Annotated in this window: 15 protein-coding genes; 10 read left to right on the top strand and 5 right to left on the bottom strand. The window is 74.8% G+C overall.

The genetic code is table 11. From position 1 onward, the window contains the following. Positions 1-80 precede the first annotated feature (80 nt). The 7 genes from OUQ99_RS08120 to OUQ99_RS08150 all read left to right on the top strand — a co-directional run bounded on the left by OUQ99_RS08120 (position 81) and on the right by OUQ99_RS08150 (position 8,465). The gene (locus tag OUQ99_RS08120) at positions 81-1,817 is read left to right on the top strand and encodes an acyclic terpene utilization AtuA family protein (protein WP_267948812.1); all 1,737 of its coding nucleotides are present in this window, start codon (positions 81-83) and stop codon (positions 1,815-1,817) included. Positions 1,818-1,884: 67 nt separating this feature from the next. Beyond that, on the top strand, positions 1,885-3,483 hold the full coding sequence (locus tag OUQ99_RS08125) for an acyl-CoA carboxylase subunit beta (RefSeq protein WP_267948813.1): 1,599 nt from the start codon (positions 1,885-1,887) through the stop codon (positions 3,481-3,483). A gap of 10 nt (positions 3,484-3,493) precedes the next feature. Further along, entirely contained in the window at positions 3,494-5,584 is a 2,091-nt protein-coding gene (locus OUQ99_RS08130; RefSeq protein WP_267948814.1) for a biotin carboxylase N-terminal domain-containing protein, read from the top strand. Beyond that, positions 5,581-6,753, top strand: coding sequence for an acyl-CoA dehydrogenase family protein (locus OUQ99_RS08135; protein WP_267948815.1), 1,173 nt, complete (start codon positions 5,581-5,583; stop codon positions 6,751-6,753). The genes OUQ99_RS08130 and OUQ99_RS08135 overlap by 4 nt, the downstream gene beginning before the upstream one ends. A gap of 113 nt (positions 6,754-6,866) precedes the next feature. Then, complete coding sequence (locus OUQ99_RS08140; protein WP_267948816.1) at positions 6,867-7,481, top strand: TetR/AcrR family transcriptional regulator; 615 nt, start codon at positions 6,867-6,869, stop codon at positions 7,479-7,481. Between the two features lie 130 nt (positions 7,482-7,611). Next, a complete protein-coding gene (locus OUQ99_RS08145; protein ID WP_267948817.1) occupies positions 7,612-8,175 on the top strand; it encodes a hypothetical protein in 564 nt (187 codons plus the stop codon). A 101-nt stretch (positions 8,176-8,276) separates the two neighbouring features. Next, complete coding sequence (locus OUQ99_RS08150) at positions 8,277-8,465, top strand: hypothetical protein (RefSeq protein ID WP_267948818.1); 189 nt, start codon at positions 8,277-8,279, stop codon at positions 8,463-8,465. A gap of 54 nt (positions 8,466-8,519) precedes the next feature. Here the strand turns inward: OUQ99_RS08150 and OUQ99_RS08155 are convergent, their stop codons facing one another. Then, positions 8,520-9,845 carry a GH1 family beta-glucosidase gene (locus tag OUQ99_RS08155; protein WP_267948819.1) on the bottom strand — a complete coding sequence of 442 codons (1,326 nt, stop codon included), beginning with the start codon at positions 9,843-9,845 and terminating at the stop codon, positions 8,520-8,522. A gap of 71 nt (positions 9,846-9,916) precedes the next feature. After that, complete coding sequence (locus OUQ99_RS08160; RefSeq protein ID WP_267948820.1) at positions 9,917-11,206, bottom strand: MFS transporter; 1,290 nt, start codon at positions 11,204-11,206, stop codon at positions 9,917-9,919. Between the two features lie 179 nt (positions 11,207-11,385). Between OUQ99_RS08160 and OUQ99_RS08165 the strand changes: the two genes are divergently transcribed. The 3 genes from OUQ99_RS08165 to OUQ99_RS08175 all read left to right on the top strand — a co-directional run bounded on the left by OUQ99_RS08165 (position 11,386) and on the right by OUQ99_RS08175 (position 14,238). Next, positions 11,386-12,177: a glyoxalase gene (locus tag OUQ99_RS08165; RefSeq protein ID WP_267948821.1), complete on the top strand. Its 792-nt coding sequence runs from the start codon at positions 11,386-11,388 to the stop codon at positions 12,175-12,177. A 196-nt stretch (positions 12,178-12,373) separates the two neighbouring features. Continuing rightward, a complete protein-coding gene (locus tag OUQ99_RS08170; RefSeq protein WP_267948822.1) occupies positions 12,374-13,393 on the top strand; it encodes an ATP-binding cassette domain-containing protein in 1,020 nt (339 codons plus the stop codon). Beyond that, positions 13,390-14,238: an ABC transporter permease gene (locus tag OUQ99_RS08175; RefSeq protein ID WP_267948823.1), complete on the top strand. Its 849-nt coding sequence runs from the start codon at positions 13,390-13,392 to the stop codon at positions 14,236-14,238. Before OUQ99_RS08170 ends, OUQ99_RS08175 begins: the two co-directional genes overlap by 4 nt. 90 nt (positions 14,239-14,328) lie before the next feature. On the opposite strand, the gene OUQ99_RS08180 is transcribed toward OUQ99_RS08175, so the two are convergent. The 3 genes from OUQ99_RS08180 to OUQ99_RS08190 form a co-directional block, all read right to left on the bottom strand. Further along, entirely contained in the window at positions 14,329-14,967 is a 639-nt protein-coding gene (locus OUQ99_RS08180; protein WP_267948824.1) for a PadR family transcriptional regulator, read from the bottom strand. Positions 14,968-15,125: 158 nt separating this feature from the next. Next, positions 15,126-17,096 (bottom strand): acyl-CoA dehydrogenase, encoded by a 1,971-nt coding sequence (locus OUQ99_RS08185; protein WP_267948825.1) that lies wholly within the window; start codon positions 17,094-17,096, stop codon positions 15,126-15,128. 120 nt (positions 17,097-17,216) lie between these two features. After that, positions 17,217-17,507, bottom strand: coding sequence for a helix-turn-helix domain-containing protein (locus OUQ99_RS08190; RefSeq protein WP_267948826.1), 291 nt, complete (start codon positions 17,505-17,507; stop codon positions 17,217-17,219). Between the last annotated feature and the right edge of the window lie 155 nt (positions 17,508-17,662).

Genomic DNA, 17,662 nt, shown 5'->3' on the forward strand with positions numbered 1-17,662 from the left:
ACGGCGTGACACACGGCCCGCCCGGGAAGAACAATCACCCACGCTTGTTTTTCGGTGTGTCCGGTGTCACCCTCGTGTCCATGACCGCTACGTCCCCCCTGTGGGTCGCGAACGCCTCCGGTTTCTACGGGGACCGCTTCGCCGCCGTCCACGAGATGCTCACGGGCGGCCCGGTGGACGTCCTCACCGGCGACTACCTGGCCGAACTCACCATGGCCATCCTCGGCCGCGACCAGCTCGCCGACCCGGGGCGCGGCTACGCCAGGACCTTCCTCGGCCAGATGCGGGACTGCCTGACCCTGATCACGGAACGCCGCGTCAGGGTGGTCACCAACGCCGGCGGCCTCAACCCCCGGGGCCTGGCCGACAGGCTCACCGAGCTCGCCGACGGGCTCGGCCTCGCCCCCCGCATCGCCTGCGTCACGGGCGACGACCTCCTCCACCGGGCGGAGGAGCTCGACCTCGGCAGCCCCCTGACCGCCAACGCCTACCTGGGCGCCTTCGGGATCGCCGCCTGCCTGGACGCCGGGGCCGACATCGTCGTCACCGGACGGGTCACCGACGCCTCCCTGACCGTCGGGCCCGCCGTCTCCCACTTCGGGTGGACCCCGGACGACCTCGACGCGCTCGCCGGGGCCACGGTCGCCGGGCACGTCATCGAGTGCGGGGCCCAGGCCACCGGCGGCAACTACGCCCACGCGGCCGCCCTCCTCCGCGAGGGGCACGACCTGGACCGCCCCGGCTTCCCGATCGCCGAGATCGGCGCCGACGGCAGCGCGGTCGTCACCAAGCACCCCGGCACCGGGGGAGCGGTCACCACCGGGACCGTCACCGCCCAGCTCGTCTACGAGATCGCGGGCGCCCGCTATCCCGGGCCCGACGTCACCACGCGCCTGGACACCGTCCGGCTCACCCGGGAGGGCCCCGACCGGGTCCGGATCAGCGGCACGCGCGGCGAGCGACCGCCCGCCGAGCTCAAGGTGGGGCTGACCGGCCTCACCGGGTTCCGCAACGACGTCGAGTTCCTGATCACCGGGCTGGACGCCGAGGACAAGGCGGCGCTCGCCGAACGGCAGATGCGCGCCGCGCTCGCCCACCGCCGCCCCGAGGACCTGCGCTTCGAGTTCGTTCCCGCCGAGGACCCGCACGGGCCCACCCAGGACGCCGCCACCGCGCGGCTGCGGGTGACCGCGCGCGACCACGACGCGTCCAGGGTCGGCAGGGCCTTCGGGGCGGCCGCCGTCGAGCTGGCCCTGGCCGGGTACGCCGGTTTCCACCTCACCTCGCCGCCGCGCGACGCGCGCCCGGACGGCGTCGCCGCCACGCACGTGCTCGTGCCCGCCGACGAGGTGGAGCACACCGCCATCCTCCCCGACGGGGCCCGGGTGTCCGTCGCCCCCGCCCCCCGGACCCGGCGGCCGGCCGAGGTCCCCGAACCCCCGCTCCCCCCGCCCCTCCCGGAGGGGACGCTGCGCGAGGCGCCGCTCGGCCTGGTCGTGGGGGCGCGCAGCGGGGACAAGGGCGCCGACGCCAACCTCGGCGTGTGGGCGGCCGACGACGACGCCTGGCGCTGGCTCGCCCACACCCTCACCGTCCCCCTGCTGCGCGAGCTGCTGCCCGAGACCGCCGGCCTCGTGGTCACCCGCCACCTGCTGCCCAACCTGCGCGCGGCCAACTTCTGGATCGAGGGCATGCTCGCCCCCGGCAGCGCCCGGCGCGAGGGCCCGGACCCGCAGGCCAAGGGGCTGGGGGAGTGGCTGCGGGCGCGCAGGACCCTGATCCCCGAGAAGCTCCTCCCGGAGGTGGCACGGCAGTGAACGCCCCGACCCCCGCCCTCCCCGGGCCCCGCCGAGCGCACCGGCCCCCGCCGGGGACGGAGCGGCCGTGAGCGTCCTGGGAACCCGGCTCGACCCCGCCTCGCCCGCGTTCGCCGAGGCCCGCGAGGCCATGCTCGCCAAGCTCGCCGAGATCGGCGCCGAACACGCCAGGGCCCTGGCCGGAGGCGGGGAGAAGTACGTCGAACGCCACCGCTCCCGGGGCAAGCTGCTGCCCCGGGAGCGGATCGAACTCCTCCTGGACGAGGGCAGCCCCTTCCTGGAGCTGTCCCCCCTGGCCGCCTGGGGGAGCGACTTCCACGTCGGCGCGAGTGTCGTCACCGGTGTCGGGGTGGTCTCCGGCGTCGAGTGCGTCGTCGTCGCCAACGACCCCACCGTCCGCGGCGGCTCCAGCAACCCGTGGACGCTGCGGAAGTCGGCGCGGGCCGCCGAGATCGCCGAGCAGAACCGCATGCCGATGATCAGCCTGGTCGAGTCCGGCGGCGCCGACCTGCCCACGCAGAAGGAGATCTTCGTCCCGGGCGGACGGACCTTCCGCGACCTGACGCGCCTCTCCGCGGCCGGGATCCCCACCGTCGCGCTGGTGTTCGGCAACTCCACCGCGGGCGGCGCCTACGTCCCCGGCATGAGCGACCACGTGGTCATGGTCCGCGACCGCGCCAAGGTGTTCCTCGGCGGGCCGCCGCTCGTCAAGGCGGCCACCGGCGAGGACAGCGACGACGAGTCCCTGGGCGGAGCCCGCATGCACGCCGAGGTCTCCGGACTCGCCGACCACCTCGCCGAGGACGAGCACGACGCCCTGCGCCTCGGACGGAGGATCGTCGCCCGGCTCAACCACCGCAAACAGGGGCCCGCCCCGCGAGGGGCCGCCGCGGAGCCCCTCCACCCCGCAGAGGACCTGCTCGGCGTCATGCCGCCCGACCTCAAGGTGCCGGTCGATCCGCGCGAGGTCCTCGCCCGGATCGTGGACGGCTCGGAGTTCGACGAGTTCAAGCCCGCCTACGGCAGCGGGCTCGTCACCGGCTGGGCCGAGCTGCACGGCTACCCCGTCGGCGTCCTCGCCAACGACAACGGCGTGCTCTTCAGCGCCGAGGCGCACAAGGCCACCCAGTTCATCCAGCTGGCCAACCGCGCCGACACCCCGCTCGTGTTCCTGCACAACACCACCGGCTACATGGTCGGCCGGGAGTACGAGCAGGGCGGCATCATCAAGCACGGCTCCATGATGATCAACGCCGTCTCCAACAGCACCGTGCCCCACTTCTCGGTGCTCATCGGCGCCTCCTACGGCGCGGGCCACTACGGGATGTGCGGCAGGGCCTACGACCCCCGGTTCCTGTTCGCCTGGCCCAGCGCGCGCTCCGCCGTCATGGGGCCCAGGCAGCTCGCCGAGGTCCTGTCCACCGTCGCCCGCCGGTCCGCGGCCGCGCGGGGGCGCCCCTACGACGAGGAGCGGGACGCCGCCGTCCGCGAGATGGTCGAGAACCAGATCGAGGCCGAGTCGCTCCCCCTGTTCCTCTCCGGCCGGGTCTACGACGACGGGGTCATCGACCCCCGGGACACGCGCACCGTCCTGGGCCTGTGCCTGTCCCACGCCCACAACGCGCCCGTGCGCGGCACCGACCGCTTCGGCGTCTTCCGGATGTGAGCCACAGACCATGAACCACACCCCGCCCCGCCCCGTCAACCGCCTCCTCGTCGCCAACCGCGGCGAGATCGCCCGCCGGGTCTTCCGCACCTGCCGCACCATGGGCATCGGGACCGTCGCGGTCCACGCACCCGGGGAGGAGGGCGTCGCGCACGTGTCCGAGGCGGACACGGCGGTGCGCCTGCCGGTCCCCGGCGGCGGGAGCCCCGTCGACGCCTACCTCGACCCGCACGCCCTGGTCCGCGCCGCGCGCTCCGCGGGGGCGGACGCCGTTCACCCCGGCTACGGGTTCCTGTCCGAGAACCCAGGGTTCGCGCGCGCCGTCACCGGGGCCGGGCTCACCTGGGTGGGACCCTCCGCCGACGCGGTCGAGCGCATGGGAGCCAAGACCCTCGCCAAGCGGATCGCCCGCGAGGCGGGGGTGCCCGTCGCCGACGCCCTCGACCCGGGGGACGTGCGCCCCGAACACCTGCCCGTCCTGGTCAAGGCCGTCTCCGGGGGAGGCGGACGCGGTATGCGGGTCGTCCACGACCTCGCCGACCTCCCGGCCGAGGCCGCCGCAGCCCGGGCGGAGGCCGCGTCGGCGTTCGGCGACCCGGCCGTGTTCTGCGAGCCCTACGTCCGCCGCGGGCGCCACGTCGAGGTCCAGGTCCTCGCCGACTCCCACGGCGCCGTCTGGGCGCTGGGGGAGCGCGACTGCTCCGTCCAGCGCCGGCACCAGAAGGTCGTCGAGGAGACGCCGGCCCCCGGCCTCCCCGATGGCCTGCGCGAACGGCTGCACGAGGCGGCGCGGGCCCTGGCCCGCGCCATCGGCTACACCGGGGCCGGGACCGCCGAGTTCCTCGTCCCCGTCGGCGGCGGCGCCCTCGGCGACCCCGTCTTCCTGGAGATGAACACCCGCCTCCAGGTCGAACACCCCGTCACCGAGTGCGTCACCGGGCTGGACCTGGTCGAGTGGCAGATCCGGATCGCCGAGGGCGGGGCCCTGCCCGGGGGCGGCCCGCCCGCGCCGCGCGGCCACGCCGTCGAGGCGCGGCTGTACGCCGAGGACCCCCGCGAAGGCTGGCGGCCCCGCACCGGGACCCTGCGGGCCTTCGACGTGCCCGACGCGACCGCCCGGTTCACGAACCCCGACGGGCACGGCGTGCGCCTGGACAGCGGGGTCGAGCCGGGCGACACCGTCGGCGCCGACTTCGACCCCCTGCTCGCCAAGGTCGTCGCCCACGGCCGCGACCGCCGCGACGCGGTCCGCCGCCTGGCCTCCGCCCTGGCCGGAGCCCGCGTCCACGGGGTGGGGACCAACCGCGACCTGCTCGTCCGGGTGCTCCGCCACCCCGCGTTCGGGGCCGCCGACGAGCACCCGGACGGGCTCCACACCGGCTACCTCGGCGCCGACCGGCTCACGGCGCTCGCCCAGCCCCTCGCCGACCCGCCCGCCGAACGCCTCGCCGCGCTCGCCGCCTCCCTGGCCGCCGCCGAGGCGGCCCGCTCCCCCCGGGCCGTGCCGGGGGGCGTCGGCGGCGCCGCCCCGAACCCGGGGCCCGGCAGCCCGCTCCCCGCGGGGATCCCCGCCAACTGGCGCAACCTCCCCTCCCGGGCCCACACCCGGGTCCACACCGCCGGGGGCGGCGGAGGCCGCCGGATCACCACCGCCTACCGGACCGTCCGGGGCGCCTACGAGCCCGAACAGCCCGGCGTGCGCGTCCTCTCCGCGGCCCCCGGCCTCGTCGTCCTGGAGGCCGACGGCCTGCGCCGCGCCCTCACCGTCCACACCTACGGGGGCGACCCCGACGTCCACGTCGAGTCCTCGCTCGGTTCCGTCACCCTCACCCCCGTCGACCCCCTCCCCGAACCCGAGGCCGCGGTCGACCCCGGCGCCCTGCCCGCGCCGATGCCCGGCACCGTCGTCGCCGTGGACGTCCGCGAGGGGGACCGGGTCGCCGAGGGGCAGACCCTGCTGCGCATCGAGGCCATGAAGATGGAGCACCGCATCACAGCACCCGCCGCCGGTGCCGTCCGGGAGATCCCGGTCGCGGCGGGCCAGAGGGTCCCCGCAGGGGCGCCCCTCGCCGTACTCGACTACGAAGGGCCCCACCCGTGACCGGTGCCATGACCTTCAACGAACCCGCCGAACGCGTCGAGCTGCGCGCAGTCGTGGCCGACTTCGCCGCCGGATACGGGTCCGGCTACTACAGGGCCAGGGCAGGGGAGGGCGAGTACCTCACCGAGCTGTGGCGCGAGGCCGGAGAACTCGGCTACCTGGGCGTCAACATCCCCGAGGAGTACGGGGGCGGAGGGGGCGGCATCGGCGACCTCGCCGCCGTCCTGGAGGAGCTGAGCGCAGCCGGGTGCCCCACCCTCATGATGGTGGTCTCCCCGGCGATCTGCGGCACCGTCCTGGCCCGCTTCGGCACCCCCGACCAGCGGCGCCGGTGGCTCCCGGGCCTGGCCACGGGCAGGACCATCATGGCCTTCGCCATCACCGAGCCCGACGCGGGGTCCAACTCCCACCGCATCACCACCACCGCCCGCCGCGACGGCGACGGGTGGGTGCTCTCCGGCCGCAAGACCTTCATCTCCGGCGTGGACGTCGCCGACGCCGTCCTCGTGGTCGCCCGGATCCGGGACGAGGGCTCCGGCACCCTGTCGGCCGCCCTCTTCGCCGTCCCCACCGGCGCCCCCGGGTTCGAGGCCAGGCGGATCGAGATGGACCTGGTCAGCCCCGACCACCAGTTCCAGCTGTTCATGGACGACGTGCGCCTGCCCGGCGACGCCCTGGTCGGAGACCCCGAGGCCGGGCTCCTCCAGCTGTTCGCCGGCCTCAACCCCGAACGCATCATGGCCGCGTCCCTGGCCGCCGGGAGCGCGCGGCACGCCCTCGACAAGGCCGTCGCCTACGCCAAGGAGCGCACCGTGTGGGGGGACAGGCCCATCGGCGCCCACCAGGGGCTCGCGCATCCCCTCGCCCAGGTCAAGATCGAACTGGAGCAGGCACGCCTGATGACCCAGCACGCGGCGCTCCGCTACGATTCCGGCGACGACGCGGGGGCGGGCGAGGCGGCCAACATGGCCAAGTACGCCGCCGCCGAGGCGTGCGTGCGCGCGGTCGACCAGGCCGTGCAGACCCTCGGCGGCAACGGGCTGGCGAGCGAGTACGGGCTGGGGTCGGCGATCGCCGCCGCCCGCCTGGCGCGCATCGCCCCGGTCAGCCGGGAGATGGTCCTCAACTACGTGGCCCAGCAGTCCCTCGGCCTGCCCAAGTCGTACTGAACGGCGGCCGGCGGACCGTCGGCGCGTCCCCGCGCCCGGTCCGGCGGCCGGACGCGGGATCCCGTCCGCCGCACCGGCCCGGGAACCGCCCAGCGCAGCGAGGGGACGCGACCGTGGACACCGGAGCCGGCCGCGAGCCGAGGCAGGAACGCAGCCGGGCCACCCGGGCCCGGCTGCTCGACGCCGCCGTGGCCTGCCTGGCCGAGCGGGGCGCGGCCGGGGCCACCGTGGGCGCGGTCGCCGAACGCGCGGGAGTGTCCAGGGGGGCCGCCCAGCACCACTTCCCCACCCGGGAGGACCTGTTCCTCGCGGCCCTGCGGTACATGCTCGACAACCGCGGGGAGGAGCTCAGGCGCGGCGCCGCCGCCGTGCCCGAGGGACCGGGGCGCACCGAGGCCGTCGTGCAGATGGTCGTGGACGCGTTCAGCGGAATGGACTTCCAGGCCGCACTCCAGCTGTGGGCCGCGGCCGCCAGCGACCCCGTCCTGCGCGAGCGCATCCTCCCCATGGAGGAGCAGATGGGCCGCGAGGTCCACCGGGCCGCCGTGGACCTGCTGGGCGCCGACGAGTCGGCGCCCGGGGTCCGTGAGACGGTCCAGGCCACCCTCGACCTGGCCCGCGGACTCGGGCTCGCCAACCTCCTCGCCGACGACGGCCCGCGCCGCCGCCGGATCGTGCGCCGGTGGGCGCGCGTGCTCGACGCGGAGCTGCGCGGCGCGCCGGACTGAATCCGCTTCCGGCCCGGCACGGAGGGAGATTATGATCGAACCCCGTCGGGCACGGCCCCGACAGGACGAGAGAGCCCCGGCCGGCCGCCCCCGGCAGCCGGGCCCCCGACAGGACAAGGCGGTGTGACTGGTGAGCGCGGATCCGGGCAGAGACCTCCCCGGCCTGGCCAGGCGGGCCGCGGACGCGTTCGCGGAGAGCGCCGCACGGCGCAGGGACCGCGATTCCCTGGTGGACACCGCCTTCGCGGCGCTCTTCGACCTGTACCGCGCGACGTCGCGGTCCGAGCGGGAGTCCCCGGCGGGACGCCGCTTCAACGCCACCCTGGCCGGACTGCTGGTGAGCGGCAACAACCCCGACCGGCTCAGCCTGTACGTGGTGCGCAGCCAGACGGCGGCCGAGAACGGCCGCCACGAGGGGTACCGCCCGGCCTGCTGGCGCCGGTCCATGCTCCAGCTGCTCGGCGACGAGTTCGTGCCCTGGCAGGAGTTCCTCCGACCCGTGGACCTGGACGCCATCCCGCGCATCGACGAGGCCCTCGCCGGGGTGGCGGGGAGCGCGAGCCCGGTCAGCGAGGAGGAGGTGCCCGACTGGGTGCCCGAGACGCACTGGTGGTGGTGGGAGCCCGCGCGCCTGCGCGGCGAGGAGGCCCCGGACCGCGTGGACAGCGGCACGCTCGACGCCGTCAGGGACTGACCCCGCCGCCCGCCCCCTTCCGCCGCATCCCCCGGAGCGGCGCGGCCGAGCCCTCCTTCCCCTGGTCCACCCTGAGGGGCCGTGTCCTCCGGGCCCTGCCGGTGGCCCTGTTCACGGCCCTCTTCCAGTGGCCCGTCCGCTTCTTCCTGTTCGACGAGACCTGGAAACAGGCGGCCCTCTTCTCGGCCTCGACGGCGGTGATCGCCCTCTCGGTTCTCCTCCTGCTCCTCTGGCTCTTGCGCCACACCCCTGACACCAGGGGCCGGACCCGGGGAGCGCGGCGGCACTGACACGGCGCCCGCCCCGCCCCCGGTGCGGGGCCGGGGCGGGAGGCCCGGGGGCGCTCAGGCGCCGGTACGCGAGGCGATGAGGTCCCGGTACCAGGCGAAGGAGTCCTTCGGCGTGCGGACCTGCGTCGCGTGGTCCACGCGCACGAGCCCGAAGCGCTGGTGGTAGCCCTCGGCCCACTCGAAGTTGTCCGTGAGCGTCCACGCGAAGTACCCGCGCACGTCGACGCCGCGCCCGCGCGCCGCCTCGACCGCACCCACGTGCCCCTCCAGGTAGGCGATCCGCTCGGGGTCCGCCACCCGCCCGTCGGGGGCGACGGCGTCGGCGTAGGAGGCCCCGTTCTCGGTGACGTAGAGGGGCGGCAGCGCGTCGCCGTAGCGCTCCACCAGCAGGTCGAGCGTGCGCCCGAGCCCCTCGGGCACCACCGGCCAGCCGAACGCCGTCGTCGGCGCCCCGGGGACCTCGCCGAAGTCGAACGGCAGGCCCGACCCCGGACCGGGAGCGGCGACCACGCTCGGGTTGTAGTAGTTGACGCCGATCCCGTCCACGCTGCCCAGGACCAGTTCCATGTCCCCGTCGCGCACCCCGGGGACCTCCTTCGCCCCGAACGCCGACAGGTCCGGGTGGGCGCCGGTCAGCACCGGGTCGGTGAACAGCCGGTTGTGCAGGGCGTCGTAGGCGCCGGCGGCGTCGGCGTCGGCCGCGGACCCGGTGGCGGGCGCGACGGGGGAGTAGTTGTTGGTGAGCAGGGCCTCCAGCCCGCGCGAGCGCAGCTCCCGGGCGGCGAGCCCGTGCGCGAGCAGCAGGTGGTGGGCCACGCCCAGGACGTCGGGCACGTCCAGGGTCAGGCCGGGGGCGTGCACGCCGAACGCGTGCCCGTAGGCCATGTGCACCACGGGTTCGTTGAGGGTGATCCACCGCCCCACGCGGTCGCCGAGGCGGTCGGCGGCGACCGCCGCGTACTCGGCGAAGGCGTACGCGGTGTCGCGCGACCTCCACCCGCCCCCGTCCTCCAGCGCCTGCGGCAGGTCCCAGTGGAACAGGGTCGGCACCGGTGTGATGCCCCGGGCCAGCAGGGCGTCCACGAGCCGGTCGTAGAAGTCCAGCCCGGCCCGGTTCACGGCTCCGCGCCCCCGCGGCACCACCCGGGGCCAGGCGATCGAGAACCGGTAGGCGTTCACGCCCAGCCGGTCCAGCAGGTCCACGTCCTCCTCCCAGCGGCGGTAGTGGTCGCAGGCCGCGGCGGGGCTGTGGCCGTCGCGGATCGCGCCGGGCCTCTGGGCGAAGGTGTCCCAGACGGACGCGGCGCGCCCGTCCTCGGCCAGGGCACCCTCGATCTGGAAGGCGGAGGAGGCCACCCCCCACAGGAACGGTGACGACATGGACGGACCTGCCTTTCGTGCGTACGCGGTTGCGACGGGGTTCACGGGGTTCACGGGGATCGAGGGGGAGGTCAGGCGACCCCCCTGATCCGCCAGACCAGCACGGCGCCCAACAGCGTGAGCAGACCGCACACGGTGTACAGGACCGGGTATCCGCCCAGGTGGACGACGATCGGCCCGGCGACGGCGGGGGCGAGCACCTGCGGACCGGCACTGGCGATGTTGACGATCCCCAGGTCCTTGGCCCGGCCCCCTGCCGTCGGCAGGACCTCGGTGACCAGCGCGTTGTCCACGGACAGGTAGATGCCGAAGCCCACGCCCAGCACCACCGCGCACGCCAGGCTCATCGGCCAGGTCGGGTACGCGGCGAGCAGGAACGCGGGGACCGCCGATACGACGCCGGACAGGCACACCGGTCCCCGGCGACGGCCGATCCGGTCCGAGACCAGCCCGGCGAGCACGGTCGTGGACACGACCGCCGCCGTGTAGACGAGGATCAGCACCAGCAGGCCGTCCGCCGCCGACGAGCCGGGGAACAGCTCCTCGTAGCCCACGCCGTCGCGCAGGAAGTACAGCAGGTAGAGGGTGAACATGGCGTTGCCCGTCTGCATGAGGAAACGGGTCAGCCACGCCCAGCCGAAGTCGGGGTACCGGCGAGGGGACACCCGGAAGCCGCGCCAGAACTCGTGCCAGGGCGGACACGCCTCCCGGGGCAGCGGCGGATCGGGGGCCAGCAGAGCGAACGGCAGCGCGCACACGAGGGTCAGCGCGCCGATCAGGGCGTAGCCGGGGGCGGGCCCGGTGACCACCACGGTCACCAGGAGCACCGCCACCACCACACCCGCCGACTGGGGGATGCCGATCCATCCGGACACCGCGCCGCGCTGGCGGACCGGTACGCGGTCCGGGACGGCCGCGAGCAGGGTCGCGTTCAGGCAGGACAGCGCGGCCTGGACGAACGACCAGCCCAGCAGGACGCCCAGCACGCCGTCCTGCCGCCCCAGGACCACCAGGCCCAGGGCGCCGAGGGCGGCCCCGGCCAGGATCCAGGGACGGCGGCGTCCGAACCTGCCGGTGGTGCGGTCCGACAGCGCCCCGACAAGAGGGGTGCCGAGCGTCGAGCAGGCGGCGCCGATCCCGGTCACCCAGGCCAGCGTGGTCTCCTTGCTGTCGGGGGCGATCATCCCGACCTGCTCGGGAAGCAGGACCTGGAGCGGGCCGAAGAAGGCCATCCACATGCCCAGGTTGGCCAGGCTGATCCCGGCCACCCACAGGCGGCGGACGGGCCGGACGGGTTCGGCCGGTGCGGCCGGGACCGGCCGACGGGACGCGGGGGAGGGCTGCGCGGGGGGAGTGCGCACGTGTGACCTACCTAACGTGAATTCGTCTCATGTTAGGCAGGGATCGCTGGGGGCGGAAGGCCCCGGGCCGCGCACATCGGCGCGGTCCGGCGCCGTCGCCATGTAGTCAAGTTTGACCAGTGGCGCGGGAGGGAGCTAGCCTCGATCAGTAGTCAAACTTGATTAATGAAGGGGGTTCCATGGTCGTGCGAGACCCGGTGGGGACACCCGGGGAGCCGGAGGGGCGGATGCGGCCCGACGAGACGACGGTGCCCGTGCTGCCCTGTGTCTCGGCGGAGGAGACCCTGGCGTTCTACCGGGCCCTCGGCTTCGAGGTCACCTACGAGCAGACGAGGCCGTACCTGTACCTGGCGTTCCGGTGGAGCGGGTTCGACCTGCACTTCGGCAGGGCGCCGGAGGGGTTGGACCCGGCCCTGGAGACCAGCGGCGGCTGCCTGGTGATGGTCGACGAGGTCGCGCCCTACCACGCCGAGCTCACGCGGGCGATGCGCGCCGCCTACGGGAAGGTCCTCGCCAGGGGACTGCCCCGCATCACCCGCCACCGGCCCGGGGCGAGCCGCTTCACCTTGATGGACCCCTCGGGCAACTCGGTCATCTTCATCCGGCGGGACGAGCCGGCGGAACCGGAGTACGGCGGGTCCGCCTCCCTGGAGGGGCTGGCCAGGGCGCTCGACCAGGTGCGGATCTTCCGGGAGTTCAAGAACGACGACGAGGCCGCCTACCGCAGGGCGAACTCGGCGCTGCGCCGCCACGGCGACGGGGCTCCGGCCGCGGACCGGGCGCTGGCGTACGCGACCCTGGTCGAACTCTCCGTCGCCCTGGGCGACGGGGCGAAGGCGCAGGAGTGGCAGGCGATGCTCGCCGGGGTCGAGCTCACCGACGAGGAGCGCGAGCGGGTCGGGGCGGAGCTGGCCAACGCCGAGGCCCTCCGGGCCTGGCTGGGCGAGGACGGCGGCGCCGACCGGGTCTAGGACCTGCCGCGCGGCAGCGGGGCGGGGCGCCCGCGGGGTTCGGGGGCGCGCGGAGGCCGGAGGCTCCCGTGTCCCGGGTGCGTGCGGACTTCGTCGTGCGCGGCCGGGCCGGAGCGGGGTCCGAGGAGCCGGGCGCGACCGCGCGTGTCCGGGCACGGCACAACTAACTAGTCAAATTTGATCAATAGGAGGGTCCGTGACGGAACACGTACCAGCGGTCCGAACCGAGGGCCTGCGCAGGACCTACGGAGACAAGAGGGCCCTCGACGGGCTCGACATGACCGTGCCGCGCGGCACGGTGCACGGGGTGCTCGGACCCAACGGGTCCGGGAAGACCACGCTCGTCCGCACCCTGGCCACCCTGTTGCGGGTGGAGCGGGGCCGCGCCGAGGTGGCGGGGATCGACGTCGGCGCCCGGCCCCGGGAGGTGCGGAAGCGCATCGGCCTCCTCGGACAGCACGCGGCGGTCGACGAGGAGCTGTCCGGCCGCCAGAACCTGGAGATGTTCGGCCGCCTCCACCGCCTGGGCCGGCCCCGCGCCGCGGCTCGGGCCGACGCCCTCCTGGAGCGGTTCGGGCTGGAGGAGACCGGACACAAGGCCGTCGGCTCCTACAGCGGCGGGATGCGGCGCCGCCTGGACCTGGCCGCCTCGCTCATCGTCGACCCGGAGGTCCTCTTCCTGGACGAGCCCACCACCGGCCTGGACCCGCGGGGACGCACCGAGGTGTGGAACGCGGTCCGTTCACTGGTCGGGGGCGGCACGACCGTGCTGCTCACCACCCAGTACCTGGAGGAGGCCGACCAGCTCGCCGACCGCATCTCCGTGCTCGACGGGGGCCGGGTGATCGCGGAGGGCACCGCCGACACGCTCAAGGCCATGGTGGGCGGCGACCGCGTCGACGTCGTCCTGCGCGACCGGGCCGGACTGCCCGGGGCCGCCGCCGTCCTGGCAGAGGTCGCCGTGGCCGGGACCGTCGAGGCGGACGAGGACGCGCGCAGGGTCAGCGCGCCGGTCGCCGACCGGATGGCCGCCCTCACCCACGTGGTCCGGGCGCTCCACGACCGCGGGATCGAGGCGGAGGACCTCACCGTCCGCCGCCCCACCCTGGACGAGGTGTTCATGCACCTCACCGGCGGTCCCGCCGACCGGGTCGACCGGGCGGGCGGAGCGCCGCACGCCGACCGGTCCGGCCACGACGGGAAGGTGTCCGCATGAGCTCCGCGACGTCGTCCGCCGTGCCCCCGGCCCCCTCCCGGGCGCCGGGCCCCGCCTCCGCGTTCGGCTGGTGGCTGGCCGACTCCTGGACCATGACCCGGCGCGAGCTCGCCCGCTGGGCGCGCCGGCCGGTCGGGGTCGCGATCGGACTGGCCTTCCCGGTGATGATGCTGGTCATGTTCGCGCTCTTCCTCGGCGGCAGCATGACGGTCGCGGGGGGAGGCGACTACGGCGAGTTCCTCGTCCCGGGCATGTTCGTGCTCACCATGGCCTTCGGGCTGGAGGGCACGATGACCGCGATCACCCAGGACCTCCAGAAGGGGGTGGTCGACCGCTTCCGGTCCATGCCGATGGCGCCGACCGCACTCCTGGTGGGCCGCAGCGTCGCGGACATGCTGGAGTCCGTGGTCGGACTGGCCGTCATGGTCGGCGCCGGACTCCTGATCGGCTGGCGCTGGCACGGCTCGCTCGCCGCCGCCCTGGGCGGGGTGGGGCTGCTGCTCCTGCTGCGCTTCGCGATGCTGTGGTGCGGGATCTGGCTCGGGATGATCGTCGGCAGGCCGGGGCTGGTGATGGCCGTGCAGATCCTGGTCTGGCCGGTGGCGTTCACCTCCAGCGCCTTCGCCTCGCCGGAGTCGATGCCCGGGTGGCTCGGCGCGCTCGCGGAGTGGAACCCCATGTCGGCCACCGCCACCGCCGTGCGCGAACTGTTCGGCAACCCCGGCGCCGCCGGGACGTCCTGGCCCGCGGAGAACGCCCTGCTCCTGGCGGTGCTGTGGCCCGCAGTGCTGCTCGCGGTCGCGTTCCCGCTCGCCGCGGCCCGCTTCCGCGGACTGGGCGGCTGAGGACCCCGGTCCCGGCTCCCGCCCTCCGGTCCGCACGGTGTGCGGGCCGGAGGGCGGGGTGTGCGCAACGACCGGCGGGCGGGCTCCGCCCTACGGGGCCCCGGGGCGGTGCTCCTCGCCGCCCAGGTGGGCGGGGTCGTCGGCGAGGACCCCCGCGTAGGGCTCGCCCCTCTCGCCGGCGAAGACGTACGCACCCCTCTCGATCCGCCCGATCAGCCCGCGCGTCCACGCGGCGTCCGACTCCGCGGAGTGCGCCCACAGGCCCATGACCTCGCCGATGTGCCCCATCTGCTCGGGCCCCTCCTCCGGCGGGTAGTACTGGGTCACGCTCCCGCGCCACCCCTCCAGGCCCCGCACCCGCTCCCGCAGGAGGTCCAGGGCCTCCTGCCGGGGCAGGTCCACGACGAAGCCGAGACCGGCCGACAGGACGTCCTGCCTCGCCCGGTGGGACGACACCGCCGCGCGCAGCAGGGCGAAGTACTCCTCGTCGCCCCGCTCCGTGACCTCGTACTCGGTCCGGGGCGGACCGCCCGCGGTGGAGGGGGCCGTCTCGTGGGCGATCAGCAGCCCCTGCCCCGCCATCTGCTTGAGGGCGTGGTAGATCGACCCGGGCTTGGCGGTGGACCACTCGTGCGCGCCCCAGAACTCCAGGTCGTTGCGCACCTGGTAGCCGTGCGCCCGCCCGTGGAGCCGGACCGCCCCGAGGACCAGCAACCGGATGGCCGACATCCACACCCCTCATCTCACCAGCGCGTTCTGCGCCATTCAACTCTGACCGGCATATCCTCCGCGCGCCGTCGCCCCGCGGATCCCACCGACTCCCGCCCCGCGCCTCCCCGTGCCCGGACGGGTCCCGGCACGGGGAGGCGCGGCAGCGGGACGGCGGATCAGCCGCGCCGGGGCTGCGGGTCGCCCTGGCGGGCGTGCTCGGAGCCCAGCGCGATCGGAGCGGCCAGCCACTCGTCGCGCAGCCCGAACCCGTCGGCGAGCCGGACCGCGTACGGCCGCAGGCCCCGGCACAGGTCGTTCACCGCCTGGGTGACCGCCTTGGCCCGCGCGGTGGAGAGGCGCTCGTGCTCCAGGAACCAGGCGCGGTCCTCCTCCACGACCGACAGCACGTACAGGTCGCACAGCCGGTTGAGGAGCTTGGCGGTCGCCTTGTCGCCGCAGCGGTCGATCCCCGCCACGAACGCCTCCAGGACCACCCGGTCCATGTGCGCGCGGCCCGCGGCGAGCACGTGGTCCTGTGCCCGGTTGAACACCTCGAAGGCGTCGCTGCCGTCCTTGCGCGCCCGGCGCAGGCGCCCGGCCAGGCCCTCGACGACGTGCTTCTCCCGGTCCTCCAGGAGCTCCAGCTGCCAGCCCCGGTTGTAGAGGCTGGCCTCCTCGCCGCGCCCCGGCGCGGCGTCGATCAGGCGGTCGATCAGCGGGAGCGCGGCGGTGCGCTCGATGACCGTCTCGAACACCTTGCCCGCCATGAACCGGGCCAGGCCCAGCTGGTCCAGGTCGCCGAACGAGTCCTGGAAGTTGGTCAGCAGGCCCTTGGTGAGCTGCTGCAGCAGGACGGTGTTGTCCCCCTCGAACGTGGTGAAGATGTCGGAGTCGGCCTTGAGCTGCGGGATGCGGTTCTCGGAGAGGTACCCGGCGCCCCCGCACGCCTCCCGGCACGTCTGGATGGTCGCCGTGGCGTGCCAGGTGGCCACCGCCTTGAGCCCCGCCGCCCGCGACTCCAGCTCGCGCTGGGCGTGGTCGTCGCCCTCCGCCGACCGCGACAGCTCGTGCAGCCGGGTGACCAGCTCCTCCTGCGCGAAGTGCAGGGCGTAGGTGCGGGCCAGCGCCGGCAGCAGTTTGCGCTGCTGCGCCAGGTAGTCGAGGACGCGCACCTCCTGCTCCGGCTCGCCGTCCACGCCCGGGCGGGTGAACTGGCGGCGGGTGTCGGAGTAGCGCAGGGCGATGGCCAGCGCGGCCTTGGCCGCGCTGCCCGCGCCGCCGGCCACGCTGATCCGGCCCCGGATGAGCGTGCCGAGCATGGTGAAGAAGCGCCGGTTCTTGCTCTCGATGGGGCTGGAGTAGGTGCCGTCGGGGGCCACGTCCCCGTACCGGTTGAGCAGGTTGGTGCGCGGCACCCTCACCCGGTCGAACCACAGGCGGCCGTTGTCCACGCCGTTGAGCCCGGCCTTGGGCCCGCAGTCCTCGATGCGCACCCCCGGCGCGGGCCGTCCCTCGCCGTCCCGGATCGGGACCATCAGGGCGTGCACGCCCTGCTCCTCGCCGTCGACCTCCAACTGGGCGAACACCACCGCCATGCGGCCGTCGCGGGCCGCGTTGCCGATGTAGTCCTTGCGCGCCGACTCGTCCGGGGTGTGGACGACGAACTCCTCGGCGGCCGGGTCGTAGACCGCCCGGGTGCGCAGGTGCTGGACGTCCGACCCGTGGCCGGTCTCGGTCATGGCGAAGCACCCCGGAAGCTCCACCGACATCACGCCGGGCAGGTACTCGGCGTGGTGGCGGTCGGTGCCCAGGGCGCGGATCGCGCCGCCGAAGAGCCCCCACTGCACGCCCATCTTCACCATCAGGGACAGGTCGGCGACCAGCATCTCGAAGCCGACGACGGAGGCGCCGACGTCGTCGCTGCCGCCCACGGACTCGGGAAAGCCGTACGCGGGAAGGTCCGTCTTGGCCAGGGCCTTGAGCTGGGCGAGCGTGCGGGCCCGGTGGTCCTCCACGGACAGGCCGTGGACGGGGGCGAACAGATCCCCGCGGACGGTGTCGCGGACGTGTTCGCGGACGCGGGCCCAGCGGCCGTCCAGAAGGCCGCGGAGTTCGGCCTCGTCCAGTCTCAGCGCCTGTTCTGTCATGGTCTCCCCCTGGTGGTCCTCGTTGACGCGGCCCGCGCGCCCGCCGCCGCCGCGGTCCGGGGGCGGCACGGCAGCGCGCGGGTCACGGGCCTGTGTCCAAGGTACGGGGACCGGCCGGGGTCAGACGGCCAGGGAGGCGGGTTCGGGCACGGGTCCCGCGACGGGCACGGCGGAGTGCACCCGGCGCAGGAGGTCGTCGAGGGAGAGGCCGAGGGCGGCGGCGATGGAGCCGACGGTGAAGAACGCCGGGGTGGGGATGCGCCCGCCCTCGATCTTGCGCAGCGTCTCGACCGAGATCCCGGCCTGGCGTGCGACGTCCACCATCGTGCGCTCGGCGCGGGCCTGCCGGAGCAGCCCGCCGAGGAGGCGGCCGCGCTCGATCTGGTCTGCGGTCAGCGGTTCACGAACCATGCGACGAGTCTAACGCCCCCGCGCCAGGGTTCTATAGCAATACCGGTATAGTTATTCGACGGTGTGGCCGGTGCGCGGCCGGCGCACCCGCACACCGTCGTCACACCGTTGTCACACCGCCGGGAGGACGCCGTGGCGGGGTGCGCCGCACCGGC

The sequence above is a fragment of the Streptomonospora nanhaiensis genome, from assembly GCF_026642255.1.
In the GTDB taxonomy this organism is placed as follows: Bacteria; Actinomycetota; Actinomycetes; order Streptosporangiales; family Streptosporangiaceae; genus Nocardiopsis; species Nocardiopsis tropica.

Excerpts from the sequence above, each read along its gene's own strand:
- OUQ99_RS08130 (WP_267948814.1), top strand. The coding sequence starts at position 3,494 with ATGAACCACACCCCGCCCCGCCCCGTCAACCGCCTCCTCGTCGCCAAC.
- OUQ99_RS08120 (WP_267948812.1), top strand. The coding sequence starts at position 81 with ATGACCGCTACGTCCCCCCTGTGGGTCGCGAACGCCTCCGGTTTCTAC.
- OUQ99_RS08185 (WP_267948825.1), bottom strand. The coding sequence starts at position 17,096 with ATGACAGAACAGGCGCTGAGACTGGACGAGGCCGAACTCCGCGGCCTT.
- OUQ99_RS08180 (WP_267948824.1), bottom strand. The coding sequence starts at position 14,967 with ATGTCGGCCATCCGGTTGCTGGTCCTCGGGGCGGTCCGGCTCCACGGG.
- OUQ99_RS08155 (WP_267948819.1), bottom strand. The coding sequence starts at position 9,845 with ATGTCGTCACCGTTCCTGTGGGGGGTGGCCTCCTCCGCCTTCCAGATC.
- OUQ99_RS08165 (WP_267948821.1), top strand. The coding sequence starts at position 11,386 with ATGGTCGTGCGAGACCCGGTGGGGACACCCGGGGAGCCGGAGGGGCGG.
- OUQ99_RS08175 (WP_267948823.1), top strand. The coding sequence starts at position 13,390 with ATGAGCTCCGCGACGTCGTCCGCCGTGCCCCCGGCCCCCTCCCGGGCG.
- OUQ99_RS08190 (WP_267948826.1), bottom strand. The coding sequence starts at position 17,507 with ATGGTTCGTGAACCGCTGACCGCAGACCAGATCGAGCGCGGCCGCCTC.